The 15161-nt window shown below is 57.5% G+C and carries 14 protein-coding genes; 10 read left to right on the top strand and 4 right to left on the bottom strand.

The genetic code is table 11. The annotated features are described in order from the left end of the window. Positions 1 to 19: 19 nt before the first annotated feature. Entirely contained in the window at positions 20 to 1999 is a 1980-nt protein-coding gene (locus tag ACTRWH_RS05560) for a 4Fe-4S binding protein (protein WP_286812038.1), read from the bottom strand. A gap of 149 nt (positions 2000 to 2148) precedes the next feature. Here ACTRWH_RS05560 and ACTRWH_RS05555 point away from each other — a divergent pair, with 149 nt between their 5' ends. From ACTRWH_RS05555 to ACTRWH_RS05515, 9 genes are all read left to right on the top strand, one after another. Next, a complete protein-coding gene (locus ACTRWH_RS05555; RefSeq protein ID WP_036202858.1) occupies positions 2149 to 2727 on the top strand; it encodes a DUF3305 domain-containing protein in 579 nt (192 codons plus the stop codon). Continuing rightward, positions 2727 to 3359, top strand: a complete 633-nt coding sequence (locus ACTRWH_RS05550) for a DUF3306 domain-containing protein (RefSeq protein ID WP_136632855.1) — start codon at positions 2727 to 2729, stop codon at positions 3357 to 3359. Before ACTRWH_RS05555 ends, ACTRWH_RS05550 begins: the two co-directional genes overlap by 1 nt. A gap of 109 nt (positions 3360 to 3468) precedes the next feature. Then, on the top strand, positions 3469 to 4080 hold the full coding sequence (locus ACTRWH_RS05545) for a TorD/DmsD family molecular chaperone (RefSeq protein WP_036202853.1): 612 nt from the start codon (positions 3469 to 3471) through the stop codon (positions 4078 to 4080). A gap of 41 nt (positions 4081 to 4121) precedes the next feature. After that, entirely contained in the window at positions 4122 to 4310 is a 189-nt protein-coding gene (locus tag ACTRWH_RS05540) for a twin-arginine translocation signal domain-containing protein (protein ID WP_007153239.1), read from the top strand. An 86-nt stretch (positions 4311 to 4396) separates the two neighbouring features. After that, positions 4397 to 7282: a molybdopterin-dependent oxidoreductase gene (locus tag ACTRWH_RS05535; RefSeq protein WP_462826059.1), complete on the top strand. Its 2886-nt coding sequence runs from the start codon at positions 4397 to 4399 to the stop codon at positions 7280 to 7282. Positions 7283 to 7297: 15 nt separating this feature from the next. After that, entirely contained in the window at positions 7298 to 7906 is a 609-nt protein-coding gene (gene fdh3B / locus ACTRWH_RS05530; protein WP_007153241.1) for a formate dehydrogenase FDH3 subunit beta, read from the top strand. Positions 7907 to 7991: 85 nt separating this feature from the next. Then, positions 7992 to 9164 carry a formate dehydrogenase subunit gamma gene (locus tag ACTRWH_RS05525; RefSeq protein ID WP_091644549.1) on the top strand — a complete coding sequence of 391 codons (1173 nt, stop codon included), beginning with the start codon at positions 7992 to 7994 and terminating at the stop codon, positions 9162 to 9164. Then, positions 9161 to 9286 (top strand): hypothetical protein, encoded by a 126-nt coding sequence (locus ACTRWH_RS05520; RefSeq protein ID WP_036202841.1) that lies wholly within the window; start codon positions 9161 to 9163, stop codon positions 9284 to 9286. Before ACTRWH_RS05525 ends, ACTRWH_RS05520 begins: the two co-directional genes overlap by 4 nt. Further along, on the top strand, positions 9279 to 9533 hold the full coding sequence (locus ACTRWH_RS05515) for a sulfurtransferase TusA family protein (RefSeq protein ID WP_051946750.1): 255 nt from the start codon (positions 9279 to 9281) through the stop codon (positions 9531 to 9533). The genes ACTRWH_RS05520 and ACTRWH_RS05515 overlap by 8 nt, the downstream gene beginning before the upstream one ends. Before the next feature lie 43 nt (positions 9534 to 9576). Here the strand turns inward: ACTRWH_RS05515 and ACTRWH_RS05510 are convergent, their stop codons facing one another. After that, a complete protein-coding gene (locus tag ACTRWH_RS05510; RefSeq protein ID WP_036202834.1) occupies positions 9577 to 10116 on the bottom strand; it encodes a cytochrome b in 540 nt (179 codons plus the stop codon). A 218-nt stretch (positions 10117 to 10334) separates the two neighbouring features. Here ACTRWH_RS05510 and ACTRWH_RS05505 point away from each other — a divergent pair, with 218 nt between their 5' ends. Beyond that, complete coding sequence (locus ACTRWH_RS05505; protein ID WP_286812035.1) at positions 10335 to 12020, top strand: SulP family inorganic anion transporter; 1686 nt, start codon at positions 10335 to 10337, stop codon at positions 12018 to 12020. A 27-nt stretch (positions 12021 to 12047) separates the two neighbouring features. Here ACTRWH_RS05505 and ACTRWH_RS05500 read toward each other — a convergent pair whose 3' ends face one another. Next, on the bottom strand, positions 12048 to 14204 hold the full coding sequence (locus ACTRWH_RS05500) for an EAL domain-containing protein (RefSeq protein ID WP_462826058.1): 2157 nt from the start codon (positions 14202 to 14204) through the stop codon (positions 12048 to 12050). A 40-nt stretch (positions 14205 to 14244) separates the two neighbouring features. Continuing rightward, the gene (locus tag ACTRWH_RS05495; protein WP_462826057.1) at positions 14245 to 15156 is read right to left on the bottom strand and encodes a diguanylate cyclase; all 912 of its coding nucleotides are present in this window, start codon (positions 15154 to 15156) and stop codon (positions 14245 to 14247) included. Positions 15157 to 15161 lie beyond the last annotated feature (5 nt).

Here is a 15161-nt window from a genome sequence, read left to right as displayed (position 1 = left end):
GTCGCGTCCTGTTTTTATTCTAGCTGTCCAGGTAGTCGTCTCTGGTGCGAACCCTTGGGCGCTCTCCTCCTGCCAGAGGCGCGTTTTCCCCGTGGAACTGAGATTTCACCCGACAGTCGTCACACATCTTTATAAGCTGGACGTTATCGGCGTTTTTGTACATCCAGTGCTGATTCTCCAGTTTTTCAACGATCCGGTTGATGGTGCTGGCAACACCGAAGGGCTTTCCACACTTGATGCATTCGAAAGGCTCCTCGCCGTGCAGTGCCCGGGCGCTTAGCGCCCCCTTGGACAGATCCAGTTGCGGCTTCAGGTTGATGGCTGTCTCGGGGCAGGTGCTGTCGCAGATGCCACACTGAACACAGGCATTTTCCGTGAACTGAACCTCCGGCCGGTCCGGATGGTCGCCAAGGGCGCCAGTCGGACACAGAGACACGCAGGCCAGACAGAGCGTGCATTTATCGGAATCGATTTCGATAGCACCATAGGGCGCGCCCTGTGGCAGGGGGATCGGCGCTTCAACACCGTCCGCCATCGCACTGACGGTAACCCGTGTGATGTCACGGCGGCCGCCAACCAGTAACACGGGCTCACTGACGCGGCCCGCATTGTCCCCTTCTGCACTGAGCTCGTCAGTCGCAACCACCCGGATCCGGGTGGGCGAATGGTGGGCACCGCTCACCATGGCCTGAGCCAGTTCCACTTCCGCGGCAACGGCCTGGCGGTCAGTCTCGTTGTCCGCCAGCAGCAGGACTTCCGCATAGCCGGCGCCCAGTGCGGCCAGGATCTCGGCATGGCCGATACGATCGATATGCTCAAGCCCCATCGGAATCAGGTCGTCCGCCAGCCCATCGCCGTACCGTGCCAGGTGCGCCATGGCCTCACCACCGGCGTCCAGGGTATGGAACACCAGCCGAGGGGATTCTTCGGTATGTTCACGATACACCCTGGCCATCACGTCCACGGCTTTGGTCAGGGCTTCGAACGGGCTTTCGTTCATGGTGATGGCTGAGGTCGGGCAAACAGCCGCGCAGGAGCCACAACCGGCACAGATATCCGAATCAATCTGCACGTGGTCACCGAACGAAAAAATGGCCTCGGTAGGGCAGACATCCAGGCAGCGGGTACAGCCGGTTTTGTTGGCCCGGGAGTGGGCGCACAGGGACTCTTCCAACCTGAAGTAGACGGTTTTCTCGAACTCACCAACCCGCTCCCGGGCTGTCAGGGCAATGCGCTCCAATTCCCCGGTTTTGGCGGGGTCGGCCCAGAAATAACCGTTGCGCTTCTGATGGCTGGGAAAGGCCGGAGCGCCACCACGGAGGTCGATAAACACATCACATTCGCTACTAGCGGTGGCCTGCACCTCGCCATAACCCAGTGCACCACGGCCGGCGGGATTCAGGGTTTGCAACTGGGCAAACTCCATTCTGAAATTGCCCAGTGCGCCATAGGCTGACGTCAGTCGGCCCCTGGCCACGTCGTAGGCGGCAGAGGGAAGCTGTATGGGGCCGGCATCGTTGACGATACAGGTAACCCCCAGCTCGTCCTGTACCAGCTCGGCCATTCTTACGGCCTGTTCGGTGGGGCCAACGATACAGCACACCCCGCTGGAGCGGATCGTTTTCGCAGGCGCAATCGGAGCTGGCAGCTGGGCCGCGGCAACCAGGGCCGCTTGCTTGGCATGCTGACGTTTGGGGTTTGCACTCGCGCTCCCCCAACCAGCCCGGTCCCGGATGTCGATGGTGCCCAGCGGCGCGGAGTGCCCGATTTCAGCTTGCACATCCTCGCCCAGACGCTCAAACAGGGCAGCCTGCTGGCCACAGGCAATGAGTACGTCTGCATCACCACCCAGGTGCTCAGCGGCCATCTTCATGTCGTGGCCGCACAATTGATCCACCGCGATTACCTGTTCAGCGGCTGCGGCCTTGCGCAGCGCCTCAGGATCAAAGGACTGTGTTTTATCGCAGCTGCATAGCAGTAAGGTCTTGTGTGCCGTCATCAGGAACTCGACTCTTTTCATTGTTGTTATACGTATACGAAACACTATAGCTCTTCGAGCATGCCACAGCCGTTTGTTTTTGGACAATTGGAAAGTTGGATATTTTTTGACCTCCTGCTAGCTTGAAGGAATAACAAAAGAGAGCAGCCATGAGCAGTCGCACAGATCATTGGAAACGCGCGTTACAAGTCGGTGCCGTCGTTCGCCAGTCCCCTGGCGTAACCCAGTGGGCGCGGTATATCTGGAAGCCGGTGGCGGTCATACCGGGCGCCCCCGAGGCGTTCTGGAAAGAACTGATCCGTGAAGGCGATGACGTGGATTACCACGCAGGCACGGTGACCATGGAGCTCTTTCGCGCCGACGTGGAAGGCTACCTTGTATCCCTGAACATGGCCGTTCCCTCCGTCTGGATTGTCATGGATAAGGACCAGACCGGTCGCTCTCCCTCAGGGTGGGCCGTCAGTTCCATTACCGCCAGTGCCCATGAGGCATTGGATGCACAGGACAGTGGCGAAAGTATCGTCGAGCCTGTGCCCATTCCCGAGTCTCTGGCGGCCTGGATCAAAGAGTTTGTCGATATGCACTACATCGAAGAGCCCTTCAAGAAACGGCGTCGTGACAGTGTCCAAGTCGATGGTATCGAAGACGCCAAAGGCGATCCGCGTATCCGTCAGGAGAGCGACGTCTTTCGCGCACCCGCCAACATCAAAAAACCGAGGATTCAGTGATGGCTGAGTCACGCCTGCAACGTTGGTCGCGCAAGAAAGCAGAAACCGGTAATAAAACTGAGCCGGCGGCGCCCTCGGTCGAGTCCGAGCCGTCACCGGAAGAACAGGAACTCGCCATCAATCAGACCTTGCCCGAGCACGATGTATTGGAGAAATACGGCTTACCAGATCCTGATGCCATTGAGCTGGGTACCGATATTACCGGGTTCATGCGCAAAGAAATCCCCGAGCTGCTACGCCGCAGGGCCCTGCGATCACTTTGGAAATCCAACCCCGTACTTGCCGTGCTGGACGGGCTCAATGACTACGATGAGGATTTCACCAGCGCGGCTAGCGCGACCGGGGCCGTAAAGACCCTCTACAAGGTGGGACAAGGACTGATCGACCGAACCAAAAAGGCGGGGGAGCAGGCTGATAAAGAACGCGGGGACTCCATCACAGAGCACACGGAGCAGGCCGAAACTGCGGTAACGATGGCGCCTCCGGAACCTGCAGAAGCCATCGAGGAATCCGAGTCCGACTTCGAAGAAGTTCCATCAGATACTGCTGGCCATACCCAACCAGTGGTCACCAAAACCGGGGAAGAATCGACACCGCGCTACCGCCCACGAATGCGTTTTGGCGATTCGTGAATCGTTAGCAACTGTAGTTGCGCCCGACACAAATCGGAGCTATATACAGTAGATCGGTGATTAAAAATTAGACAACAATAAACAAGAGACAAGAAGAGAGAGAGACGTCTTGGCCAACACTGCAGAAGTTCAGTGCCCTCGCTCGATCAGCGACGAAGATCGAGCCCGTGCCCAAATGTATCAGTTGCTGGGTGTCTTGCTGGGCGGCCCACCTTCAAGTGAGTTGCTGCGGGGACTGGCGACCTTAAAGGGCGACGACACTCCGATAGGAACCGCCTCCAGAAACCTCGCTGCCCTTGCCCAACGCACCACGCCCAAGGATGCCGAGCGGGAGTTCAACAACCTTTTCGTTGGCATTGGTCGTGGGGAATTACTGCCCTACACCAGTTATTACCTGACCGGCTTTCTCAACGAGAAGCCCCTTGCGGATCTGCGCAGCGACCTGATGGCCAGGGGCATCAAGGCAAGAGACAACGTTAAAGAACCGGAAGATCACATGGGCACGCTGTGCGAAATCATGGCCGGCATTATTGCGGGCGAGTTCCTGTGTGACAGTGACCAGCCTTCTCAAAAAGCCTTTTTCGACGCACACCTGGCGAAGTGGGCGGCACTGTTCTTTACCGATCTGGAAGAAGCGCAAAGCGCGGTTTTCTACGCGCCTGTGGGCTCGCTGGGCCGGGCTTTCATGGCCGTTGAGGCTGATGCTTTTGCCATTCAATAACTGGGACCTGCCTGGTCCCTTAACTCAGGTGGAGGTGTCCAATGGACAACCCGAAACGTGAAAACAGCCGCCGCCGTTTCTTGAAGGTGGCAGCAGCTGCAGCGCCTGCGGCTGTTGCGCTGGCAGTTTCCCCCAACGCCGCAGCCGAGGTGGTGAAAGAAGCCCCGAAAAGCCGCGGTCTGCGTGACACTGAACACACACGTAAGTACTTCGAATCGGCTCGCTTTTAAGGAAGCGTGCGTCATTCAAGGTTGCGAAAGGCTCTTGAATGGCCACACCTCCGTAAAACGAGAATAAAAAGAGAGAGGTAATTGACATGTTAAGAAAGAAAACCAACGGGGTAGCGAAAGGCCCCCGTGCTGGTTCTTTACTTTCATCCCTCGCTGCCAAAACCATGGATCGTCGTGGTTTCCTGGCCGCCTCCGGTGTCACAGTGGGTGGTCTGGCAGCTCTGTCACTAACATCCGGCCGCGTTGAGGCCGCCACCCCATCGACGGAAGGTGGGAAAATTGTTCGCAAAAAGTCCGTGTGTACCCACTGCTCGGTTGGCTGCACGGTCGAGGCTGAAGTGCAGAATGGCACCTGGATCGGGCAGGAGCCTGGTTGGGACAGCCCCTTCAACCTGGGTGCGCATTGTGCAAAAGGCGCCTCAGTACGTGAACACGCTCACGGCGAACGCCGTCTCAAGTACCCGATGAAAATGGTCGGCGGACAGTGGCAGAAAATCTCCTGGGACGAAGCGATCAACGAGATCGGCGACAAGATGCTACAGATCCGCGAGGAAAGCGGTCCGGATTCGGTCTATTGGCTGGGAAGCGCAAAGTTCAACAATGAGCAATCCTACCTTTTCCGCAAATTCGCTGCCTACTGGGGCACCAACAACGTTGATCACCAGGCCCGGATCTGCCATTCGACCACGGTTGCCGGCGTAGCCAACACCTGGGGCTACGGTGCGATGACCAATTCGTACAACGATATCCACAACTCGAAAGCGATCTTCCTGATCGGTGGTAACCCTGCGGAAGCGCACCCGGTGTCGCTGCTGCATCTTCTCAAAGCCAAGGAAGAGAACAACGCGCCGCTGATTGTCTGCGACCCTCGTTTCACGCGCACCGCCGCCCACGCGGACGAGTATGTGCGGTTTCGTCCGGGCTCAGACGTCGCGCTGGTCTGGGGCCTGTTGTGGCACATCTTTGAGAACAGCTGGGAAGACAAGGAGTTCATCCGCACCCGGGTGTACGGCATGGACGACATCCGGCAGGAAGTAAAGAAATGGAACCCTGAGGAAGTCGAGCGTGTAACCGGTGTGCCTGGAGCACAGCTTGAGCGCGTCGCTCGTACCCTGGCGAATAACCGCCCTGGCACGGTCATCTGGTGCATGGGTGGTACCCAGCACACCAACGGCAACAACAACACCCGCGCCTACTGTGTGCTGCAACTGGCACTGGGTAACATGGGCGCTCCTGGCGGCGGCACCAACATCTTCCGTGGCCACGACAACGTTCAGGGCGCTACTGACCTGGGTGTACTGGCCGATACCCTGCCCGGCTACTATGGCCTGGCCGCTGGCTCCTGGGCTCATTGGGCCCGCGTCTGGGAAGAGGACCTGGATTGGCTCAAGGGGCGTTTTGCCGTGTGGGACAAGGATGGCAAATCCAGAGCCATGATGAACGAGAAAGGCATACCCGTATCGCGCTGGATTGACGGCGTTCTGGAAGCCAAGGAAAACCTGGAGCAGCCCGACAACACCCGGGCTATGGTGCTGTGGGGCCACGCGCCGAACTCCCAGACCCGGATGCTGGAAATGAAGGAAGCCATGGAGAAACTCGACCTGCTGGTCGTGGTGGACCCCTTCCCCACCGTGTCTGCAGTGCTGCACGACCGTAAGGAGGGCGCTTACCTGTTGCCGGCGACCACACAGTTCGAGACATCGGGCTCGGTCACCGCTTCCAACCGATCGCTCCAGTGGCGTGAAAAGGTCGTTGAGCCGCTGTTCGACTCCAAGGTCGACCACGAAATCATGAAGCTGTTTGCGGACAAGTTCGGTTTCACCGATCGCATGTTCCGCAATATCGCCATTGAAGGCAATGAACCGGTCGTCGAGGACATCACCCGTGAATTCAACCGTGGCATGTGGACCATCGGCTACACCGGTCAGTCGCCAGAGCGGCTGAAAAAGCACATGGCCAACCAGCACCACTTCGACAAGACCACACTGCGTGCGGTGGGTGGCCCCTGCGATGGTGATATCTACGGCCTGCCATGGCCATCCTGGGGCACACCGGAAATGAACCATCCGGGCACACACGTGCTCTATGACATGTCTTTGCCGGTGTCCAAAGGTGGCCTTACCTTCCGTGCCCGCTTTGGCGTTGAACGCAACGGCGAAAACCTGCTGGCGGACGGCGTTTACTCGAAAAACTCCGAGATCAAGGACGGATACCCGGAATTCACCATGCAGATGCTGATGGACCTGGGCTGGGATGGCGACCTGACGGCCGAAGAGCGGGCCAGCATTGATGCCGTTGCCGGCCCCGAAACCAACTGGAAAACCGACCTGTCTGGCGGCATCCAGCGTGTTGCGATCAAACACGAGTGCGCGCCCTTTGGTAACGCCAAGGCCCGCGCCATCGTCTGGAACTTCCCGGACCCCGTGCCGCTTCATCGCGAACCCCTCTATACCAACCGCCGAGACCTGGTGGAGGACTATCCGACCTACGAGGACAAGACCTTCTGGCGTGTCCCGACCCTGTACGAGTCCATCCAGAAGAAGGACTTCAGCAAGGACTTCCCCATCATTCTGACCTCAGGCCGACTGGTTGAGTATGAAGGTGGTGGTGACGAGACCCGGTCCAACCCGTGGCTGGCGGAATTGCAGCAAGACATGTTCATTGAAGTGAATCCGCGTGATGCGAACAACATGAACATTCGTGACGGTAAGGATGTCTGGGTGTCTGGCCCGGAAGGCGCACGCATCAAAGTCAAGGCCATGGTGACCGAACGGGTCGGCGAGGGCGTCGCCTTCATGCCGTTCCACTTCGGCGGACACCTGGAGGGCAAGGATCTGAGGGACAAGTATCCGAAAGGCTCCGACCCCTACGTATTGGGTGAATCCACCAACACAGTTCAAACATACGGGTATGACTCGGTCACACAGATGCAAGAGACCAAGTGCACCCTGTGTTCGATTATGCCGGCATAACAAGAGGTGTAGATCATGGCCATTGAAGGACAAGCAAGAGCGAAATTCCTTTGCGATGCCGAACGCTGCATCGAGTGTAATGCCTGCGTAACGGCCTGCAAGAATGAGCATGAAGTCCCCTGGGGCATCAACCGTCGACGCGTGGTGACCATTGAAGATGGCAAGCCCGGTGAGCGTTCGATCTCGGTAGCCTGCATGCACTGTTCAGACGCACCCTGTATGGCCGTCTGCCCCGTGGATTGCTTCTACCAGACCGAAGACGGTGTGGTTTTGCACTCCAAAGATCTGTGCATTGGTTGTGGGTATTGTTTCTACGCTTGCCCATTCGGCGCCCCTCAGTTCCCGCAAGCGGGCAATTTTGGTAGCCGGGGCAAGATGGACAAATGCACGTTCTGTGCAGGCGGTCCGGAAGAAGACAACTCCACAGCGGAGTTCTCCAAGTACGGGCGCAACCGTATTGCGGAGGGCAAGCTGCCGATCTGTGCGGAAATGTGCTCCACCAAAGCCTTGTTGGCCGGTGACGGCAACGAGGTAGCGGACATCTACCGCCAGCGTGTGGTGAACCGTGGTTTTGGTTCAGGCGCCTGGGGATGGGGCACAGCCTACGAGAAGAAGGGCGCGTAAGCCCATTGGATGTTTCCGGGGCCCTGGGGCCCCGGCATTCGTTAAGGCAACGGATTCTTTTTGTTCATTCCGCTGGAGTGCTTTCATGAACTGTAAACTATTCGGTGCCGCCGTTTTTGTGCTGGCGACATTGGTCTTCAACCCTGTGTGGGCGCAGGACGTTCCCGAGTCTGACCAGATGTCTACCGGGGGCGGCCAAACCCTCGAAGACATCATGGCCCGGCAGGAAAGACTGAAAGCTGACGGGGAATCCCGTTCCAAAGAAACAGGTAATCCCGCCAATGCGGCGCCGATCAACGAGCCACTGGGCACCCGTGGCGGGCGTTCCGATGCTGATGCCTGGCGCGGCATTCGCTACGACAACATCGACATTGAAACCCAGGTTCGCAACCCGGCGGCCGATGTTCTGATCCAGGACGGCGGCATGCGCTGGTACCAGTTGCGTGAAGGGCCGGTCATCACCTACGGCGGCGGTGCCATTCTGGGCTTCATCGCATTGCTGGTGGTGTTCTATCTCATTCGCGGCAGGATCAAAATCGAAGGCGGCCCTGCGGGCACTACAATTGAACGGTTCAAAGCCGTCGAGCGGTTCGGCCATTGGCTGCTGGCAGGCTCGTTTATCGCCCTGGGCCTGACGGGGCTGATCACCCTGATGGGGCGAAGCTTCCTGATCCCGGTCATGGGGGCCGACGCCTTTGCCACCCTGGCTGCCGGCTCCAAGTGGGTCCACAATAACGTTGCATGGGCGTTCATGCTGGGGCTGGTGATGACGTTTGTCATGTGGGTGGCCCACAACATTCCCAACAAGCTGGACTGGCAATGGCTCAAGGCTGGCGGCGGTATCTTTACCAAGAGCCATCCGTCTGCGAAGAAATTCAACGCCGGCCAGAAGATCATTTTCTGGACCGTGATGGTGCTGGGCGCCTCAGTGTCCCTTTCCGGGCTATCGCTGCTGTTCCCGTTTCAGATGCCCATGTTTGCCGATACCTTCGGCATCATGAACAGTGTTCTGGGTACCAGCTTCCCGACCGATCTGGCGCCCCACGAAGAGATGCAATACGCCAACCTCTGGCACTCGATTGTCGCATTCGTGATGATGCTGGCCATCATTGCCCACATTTATATTGGCTCGGTTGGCATGGAAGGCGCCTTCGATGCCATGGGTAACGGCCAGGTTGATGTGGAGTGGGCGCGCCAGCACCACGATCTGTGGGTGGCCGAGGTTGAAGCCAAACAGGGTAAAGGAGGGTCATCGTGAAAGTCATGATTTCAGCGTTTGTCGCGGCGCTGGTGATTGCCTTTGCCGCCCCGCCCGTTCTTGACCAGTTCGGGTGGTCCTCCGCCACGCAAACCAGCAGTGAGAATGTGCGGCTTGACTGAACAGTCCCAGATGCATGAAACAGAGGTTTACCAGATCGATGCCATCGGTTTGGTATGCCCACTGCCCGTTCTGCGTTTTAAGAAGCGCACCCAGGGCCTTCCCAGCGGCACGCAGGTTGACTTCCTGGCCGATGATCCCAGCGGTCGTCGGGATTTACAGGTGCTGTGCGAGCTGACCGGGCACCGGATTGAATGGGTCCGCGAGGAGGATGCCGGGGTGCTTCGGTACCGCATCTGTCTGGCTTAGCGATCGCACCGGAACAGGCCGGCTGCGGTCCTCGCATGCCTACTCAAACCATTCGGCGGAAAATACCATCCCCACGGAGCATATGGCGAAAGGCCGCCGCGATATGGCCTGCGACCAGAACACCTAGCGTTATGGCTAGCCACCCGTGTATCGCAAACAAGCTCCCAGCCAATTCCTTGTCCTCCGGCACAAAAGGCATGGCGGGCAGTCTGACATCGCCCACGATGCCCAAAGCCGGATACGCCGTCACACCGGCCCAGCCAAACAAAGGCGTAACCACCAACATGACGTAGATCAGGTGGTGCATGCTCTTGGCTGCAATCTGCAATGTGCGGGGCATGCTCTCGGGATAGGGTGGGCTTTTTACCCGTATCTTAACCACGATCCGCAGGATCATCAGTAGGAGCACGGTAAAACCTATGGCTTTGTGCCCACTGTACAAGGTATTCGTCAGCGCCCCCCAGATATCAGCTTCCGCACGCGACGCCATCCAGAGCCCGACGGGTATCAACGTCAGGACCATCAGCGCCATTACCCAATGCAGTACCCGCCAGCCCGCGGGGTATTTCTGGATCTGTTGCATACGCCTTCTCCATCAGCGAATTTATTCGTGCACTCTCCAGAGGCCAGCAGAGGCCAGAGGCGGTGCCATGCAGCCTAATGACAGCATAGATCATTGAGTCGAATTCTACTTTCTCTATCCCGATGCTGGTAATGTGCTATACGGTTATCAAAGCCCCTTAAATGGAGAGCCGGACCGGATACGTGCGTTACACCGACACGTTGCCAATTGGAATTGTTATGCGGGCATCCTCAAGTAAACTGATCGTCAGGCTCTTCCCCTTCCTGACATGGGCCAGACCCACGAGACGGCAGAACCGGGCGGACGCCATTGCCGGCATCACGGTCGGGTTGGTACTGATCCCCCAGGCCCTGGCATACGCCCAACTCGCGGGGATGCCGCCCGTTACCGGTCTCTACGCGGCACTGCTGCCGGGCATTGTTGGGGCATTGTTCGGTTCATCGTCACTGCTTGCGGTCGGGCCTGTGGCATTAACCAGCCTGCTGACCTTCGCGGCGCTGCAACCGTTGGCCGAAGCGGGGTCCCCGGAATGGGTGGTGATGGCCATATGGCTCGCCCTCTATTCCGGGCTCATGCAGTTTCTTATGGGCGCGTTCCGCATGGGCATTCTTGCCAACCTGATCTCGAACGCTGTCGTTCAGGGATTCGTGAATGCGGCTGCCGTCATCATTATCGTTTCACAGATCCCTGCCCTACTGGGCTTCGATACAGGCGCCGGCGAAAACTGGCTATCCACTCTCTGGCAGGAATGGCAACACGCCCCCTGGCGGCTGGTCGCAACCGCCGGGTTCGGCCTCGGTGGCGTGGCAGCGCTGCTGCTACTCGGAAAATTGACCGCGCGCCTGCCTGCGGTGATGGTCGTTACACTGATTGGCATCGCCGGCAGTTATCTGCTGGGATTTGGAGAGCTTGGCGGCTCGGTCATCGGTCCGGTCGGAAGCGGACTTCCCCAGCCTTCATTGCCTCTGACACTCTCCGTTGACCAGCACCTGGCGCTTCTGCTGCCCGCTGCGATCATTGCACTGATCAGCTTTACCGAAGCGATGTCCAGTTGCCGCACCATGTCGCGAATAACAGGAGAACCGTGGGACCGGAATCAGGAGTTAATCGGTCAGGGTCTGGCCAAAATGGCCAGCGGCTTCAGCGGTGCCTTTCCTGTCAGCGGTTCGTTCTCCCGCACGGCGCTGAACGCCTACAGTGGCGCGAAAACCGCGAGGGCGTCCCTGATCGCCTCACTGCTCGTGCTGATCTCTCTTTTCGGGTTTACCGAGCTCCTGTATCACCTGCCGACCGCGATCCTCGCCGCCATCATCATCGTGCCCGTCACCCGGCTGATTGATGTCCGCTCGCTTACCCGATTGAGCCGTGAAAACCCCAAGGATGGCATGGTAGCTCTCGTCACCCTGGTGGTGACACTGGTCACCGTGCCAAACCTGTACTGGGGAATTCTGGCGGGCATAGCGGCGTCTTTGCTCGCCTTCCTTCATCATCATGCCGTGCCGCGAATCATTGAACTGGGGGTTCATGAGTCAGGTGGGTTTCGTGACCGACATCTTTACCAGCTGCCGCCCATTGCCGAGGGGGTTCTCGGGGTACGTATGGACGCCTCACTCACTTACCTGACGGCACCGGTTCTGGAGCGCTCCATCCGCAAGCGAGTGGATGCCGCCCCGGATTTGAGAACCGTGCTGATTTCTGCATCCTCCCTGAATCAGGTCGACTCTACAGGCCTGGATACCCTGCAGGACATCTGGTCCTTTCTGGATGCAAGAGGCATCACCCTCTACCTGTCCGGCCCAAAACTTCCGTTGAGGGAGGCCCTTTCAAGGACAGGGCTGGCCCAACTGATCAAAGAGGAGAATATTTTCGCGACCGACGCGAAAGCGATTGAGGCATTGACGTAAAAGCCGGGGCCATCTCAGACGCAGCGTTCAGTGCGACTTCTCGACGAAAAAGGTCCACAACGGTGCCGGGCGCCCAAAGAAGTACCCCTGTAAATACACCCCCGGATGGTGGGTTTTCAGGAAATCAGCATGTTCTTGCGTTTCCACTCCCTCCGCCACAACTCGAACATTCATGGATTCACCTATACGTTTCACCATATCGACGATATCGGCGGACGTGGAATCGTTCAGCGCCGAAAGTACAAACGACCGGTCAATCTTGATTTCCGATATGGGCAATCGGCGCAATTGGGAAAGCGAGGAATAACCTGTTCCGAAATCGTCCAGCGAGAACGTGCAACCAAAGTTCCGTATCTTCTCCATCTTTTCGACAACGGCGTCCACATCTTTCACCATCACGCTTTCCGTCAGCTCGAACGTAATCAGCGCGGGAGGGTAACCCGAGTCTGCAACCAACCCGAGGATCGCCTCAGCAAAATCCTCTTCCGCCATGTGCTTGGCGGAAATATTGATCGAGCAGCGGAGCTTTCGCGAATCTGCTCTCATCTGAGCCAACATTCCCAGGCACACGCGAACGATATGGCGCTCCAGGGCGACAATCTGCCGGGTTCGCTCGGCAAAAGGAATAAATTCGCCGGGCCCCAACAACCCTCTTTCAGGATGATCCCAGCGAACCAGAAGTTCGATGCCCGCCAGTTTCCGGTCCGGGCTATGCTGAGATTGAGCATACATTGCAATTTCGTTCTCGGTAATCGCTCGGGCCAGTTCCGACTCCACCGCCATCTGCCGCCGGATATTCTCGCTCATGGAATCTTCAAACACCGCAACAGCCCGGTTCGAGTCCTTGGCATTTCGGTGCGCCGTTTCGGCATGGCGTAAAGCCAGGGAAGGCATGTCGGAGCTTTCTGTTGGATACAGCGCAATGCCACCGGTTGCCTCTATCGTCAACACCCCTTCCGAGCGATAAGGCACGGGTTCCCGCAGAGCCTCCTGAATACGCTCGAACACCTGCAGGGCTATCCGATAGGCTTCATCCAACGTCCACTGCTTTGGTGCCAGCACGATTCCAAACTCATCGCCCGACAAACGAGCGATGGAGTCGTCTTCATGGCAGGCATTCCTGAGCCTCTCGGCAAACGTCTGAATGACAATATCACCGCAGTCGAAACCAAAGGTCTCGTTTACATATCGGAAGTTGTTGATATCAACAACGATCACCGCAGTGGCCATGCCACCGTGATGACACAACTTCAGCACGGTACTCAGCTGGTCCAGGAAAAGCGCCCGGTTGGGGAACCCGGTAACGGGGTCACGCCAGGTCAGCTCTTCCAGCCGCTGCTCGGTTTCTTTCAGGTTGGTGATATCGTTGAAGACCGTCACGTAGTGGGTCACCTGGCCGTCCTCGGCCCTTATGGTGCTGATCGTTCTCAGCTCCGGATAAACCTCGCCATTCCTTCTGCGGTTGTAGATCTCCCCCGACCAGTGATTATGTACCCCCAGATAGTCCAGGATACTGTTGCTGTTATGGCGCTTATCCACGCGCACATCAAGAACGTCATGATAACGACCTAACGCTTCGTCTTCGGAGTAACCGGTAATACGGCTGTAGGAGGGGTTCACTGCGGTGATTTTGCCCTCGTGATCAAGCACCGCGATACCTTCCGAGGTCGACATGAAGGCCTGCTCGTAGAGGTTCCGTGAGTCAGCGGCACGGCCCCGTTTCTGCTCCTGCATCAAGCGCCAGTTCAACTGGTCCGACTGATGCAATCTTTCGTTTAACGTTTGATTGAGCTCGACCATATGATCGAGCATGCCTTTCAGGGAAATGTGCGTGCGCACTCTTGCCCGCACGGAGGGGATGCTGATTGGCTTACGAATAAAATCCACAGCCCCCACCTCAAATCCCTTTTCCTCACTGTCTGTGTCAATGAGCGCCGTGATGAAGATAACCGGAATGTGCTGAAGTTCCTGACGCATCTTCAGCCGTCGACACATTTCCAGACCATCCATGTCTGGCATCATGATATCCAGTAGCAATAAATGAGGACGTTCTCCCCTATCGAGAAGCCCCAACGCCTGTTTCGCACTGGTGGCCACGATAATGTCATGATCGTTTTTCAGTGCATCCGACAACACGCGTATATTGGTGGGTTCGTCATCCACGACCATGATCTTGGGTTTCACCTGAAAGAGGCGCGTTCCTATCGAGTCGTCTCGGTCCAGCTTAGATAGCAGGTCTGACACAGCTACGCCCCCCTTCCCTCTTTGCTTCATAAAGATACTGATCCGCTGCTTCCTTCAACTCTGAAGCATTCGTCCCTTTGTGAGGAACGACAGCGTAGCAACCGACTGACACTGAAAAGCCAGGGCAATCCTGCCCACTGCGGCGACACTTTTCGTGTTCGTTTGCCAGAACCTCCTTCAGACGTTTGGCCGCCCGAACCGTACTGTTGAGCGTGGCACCGGGCAGCATTGCTACAAACTCATCGCCGCCGAGTCTTGCCACCAGATCGCCCGCACGGCCGAACGCCTTTTCCATGGACGTCGCCAGCAGTTGCAGGCAAACATCACCCTGGGCGTGCCCATGTTGATCATTAATACATTTGAAATGGTCCATATCCACCAGAGCAAGGCCGAGGGAAAGTTCCTGTCGAAGCGCCCTCCGCCACTCCAGGTCCAACTGCTGCTCAAACATCCGTCGGTTGCCGATCCCGGTCAGTGTATCCCGCAACGCCTGGGCGGCCAGCAAATTCGTCTTTCGCTTAAAATCAACAAAGGTTGAAACCTTGGCACTCAGAATGATCTTGTTGAAAGGTTTGAGGACATAATCAATAGCGCCTTCCCTGAACGCCTCTTCAATGTCGCTGCTCTGGTCGGAAGCGGACATACAGATCACCGGCAGTTCCTGGTAGAGCGGGTCCGACTTCAAGCGTTTAAGAAACTCAATACCGTTGCCATCGGGCAGGTAGAGGTCAAGAAGTACAAGGTCCATGTCCGGCGAAAGGCATCGCTCTGCCTCGGCCAGCGTCTTGGCAACAACGAGTTCACAGGCCGCCCCCAGTATCCCCACAAGACTGGCGATACCAGTGGGATTATCTTCCACAACAAGTACAACTGGCTGTTCTTCATTGCTCATTGTCT

Source organism: Marinobacter sp. G5_S1_61_S3 (assembly GCF_054968585.1).
Note: the sequence above shows the minus strand (reverse complement) of the source record. Positions and strands in the feature narration are given on the sequence as shown.

What these genes read in the sequence shown, in the direction of transcription:
- ACTRWH_RS05560 (WP_286812038.1), bottom strand. Translation starts at nt 1,999, where the DNA reads ATGACGGCACACAAGACCTTACTGCTATGCAGCTGCGATAAAACACAG.
- ACTRWH_RS05555 (WP_036202858.1), top strand. Translation starts at nt 2,149, where the DNA reads ATGAGCAGTCGCACAGATCATTGGAAACGCGCGTTACAAGTCGGTGCC.
- ACTRWH_RS05550 (WP_136632855.1), top strand. Translation starts at nt 2,727, where the DNA reads ATGGCTGAGTCACGCCTGCAACGTTGGTCGCGCAAGAAAGCAGAAACC.
- ACTRWH_RS05540 (WP_007153239.1), top strand. Translation starts at nt 4,122, where the DNA reads ATGGACAACCCGAAACGTGAAAACAGCCGCCGCCGTTTCTTGAAGGTG.
- ACTRWH_RS05535 (WP_462826059.1), top strand. Translation starts at nt 4,397, where the DNA reads ATGTTAAGAAAGAAAACCAACGGGGTAGCGAAAGGCCCCCGTGCTGGT.
- fdh3B (WP_007153241.1), top strand. Translation starts at nt 7,298, where the DNA reads ATGGCCATTGAAGGACAAGCAAGAGCGAAATTCCTTTGCGATGCCGAA.
- ACTRWH_RS05525 (WP_091644549.1), top strand. Translation starts at nt 7,992, where the DNA reads ATGAACTGTAAACTATTCGGTGCCGCCGTTTTTGTGCTGGCGACATTG.
- ACTRWH_RS05510 (WP_036202834.1), bottom strand. Translation starts at nt 10,116, where the DNA reads ATGCAACAGATCCAGAAATACCCCGCGGGCTGGCGGGTACTGCATTGG.
- ACTRWH_RS05505 (WP_286812035.1), top strand. Translation starts at nt 10,335, where the DNA reads ATGCGGGCATCCTCAAGTAAACTGATCGTCAGGCTCTTCCCCTTCCTG.
- ACTRWH_RS05495 (WP_462826057.1), bottom strand. Translation starts at nt 15,156, where the DNA reads ATGAGCAATGAAGAACAGCCAGTTGTACTTGTTGTGGAAGATAATCCC.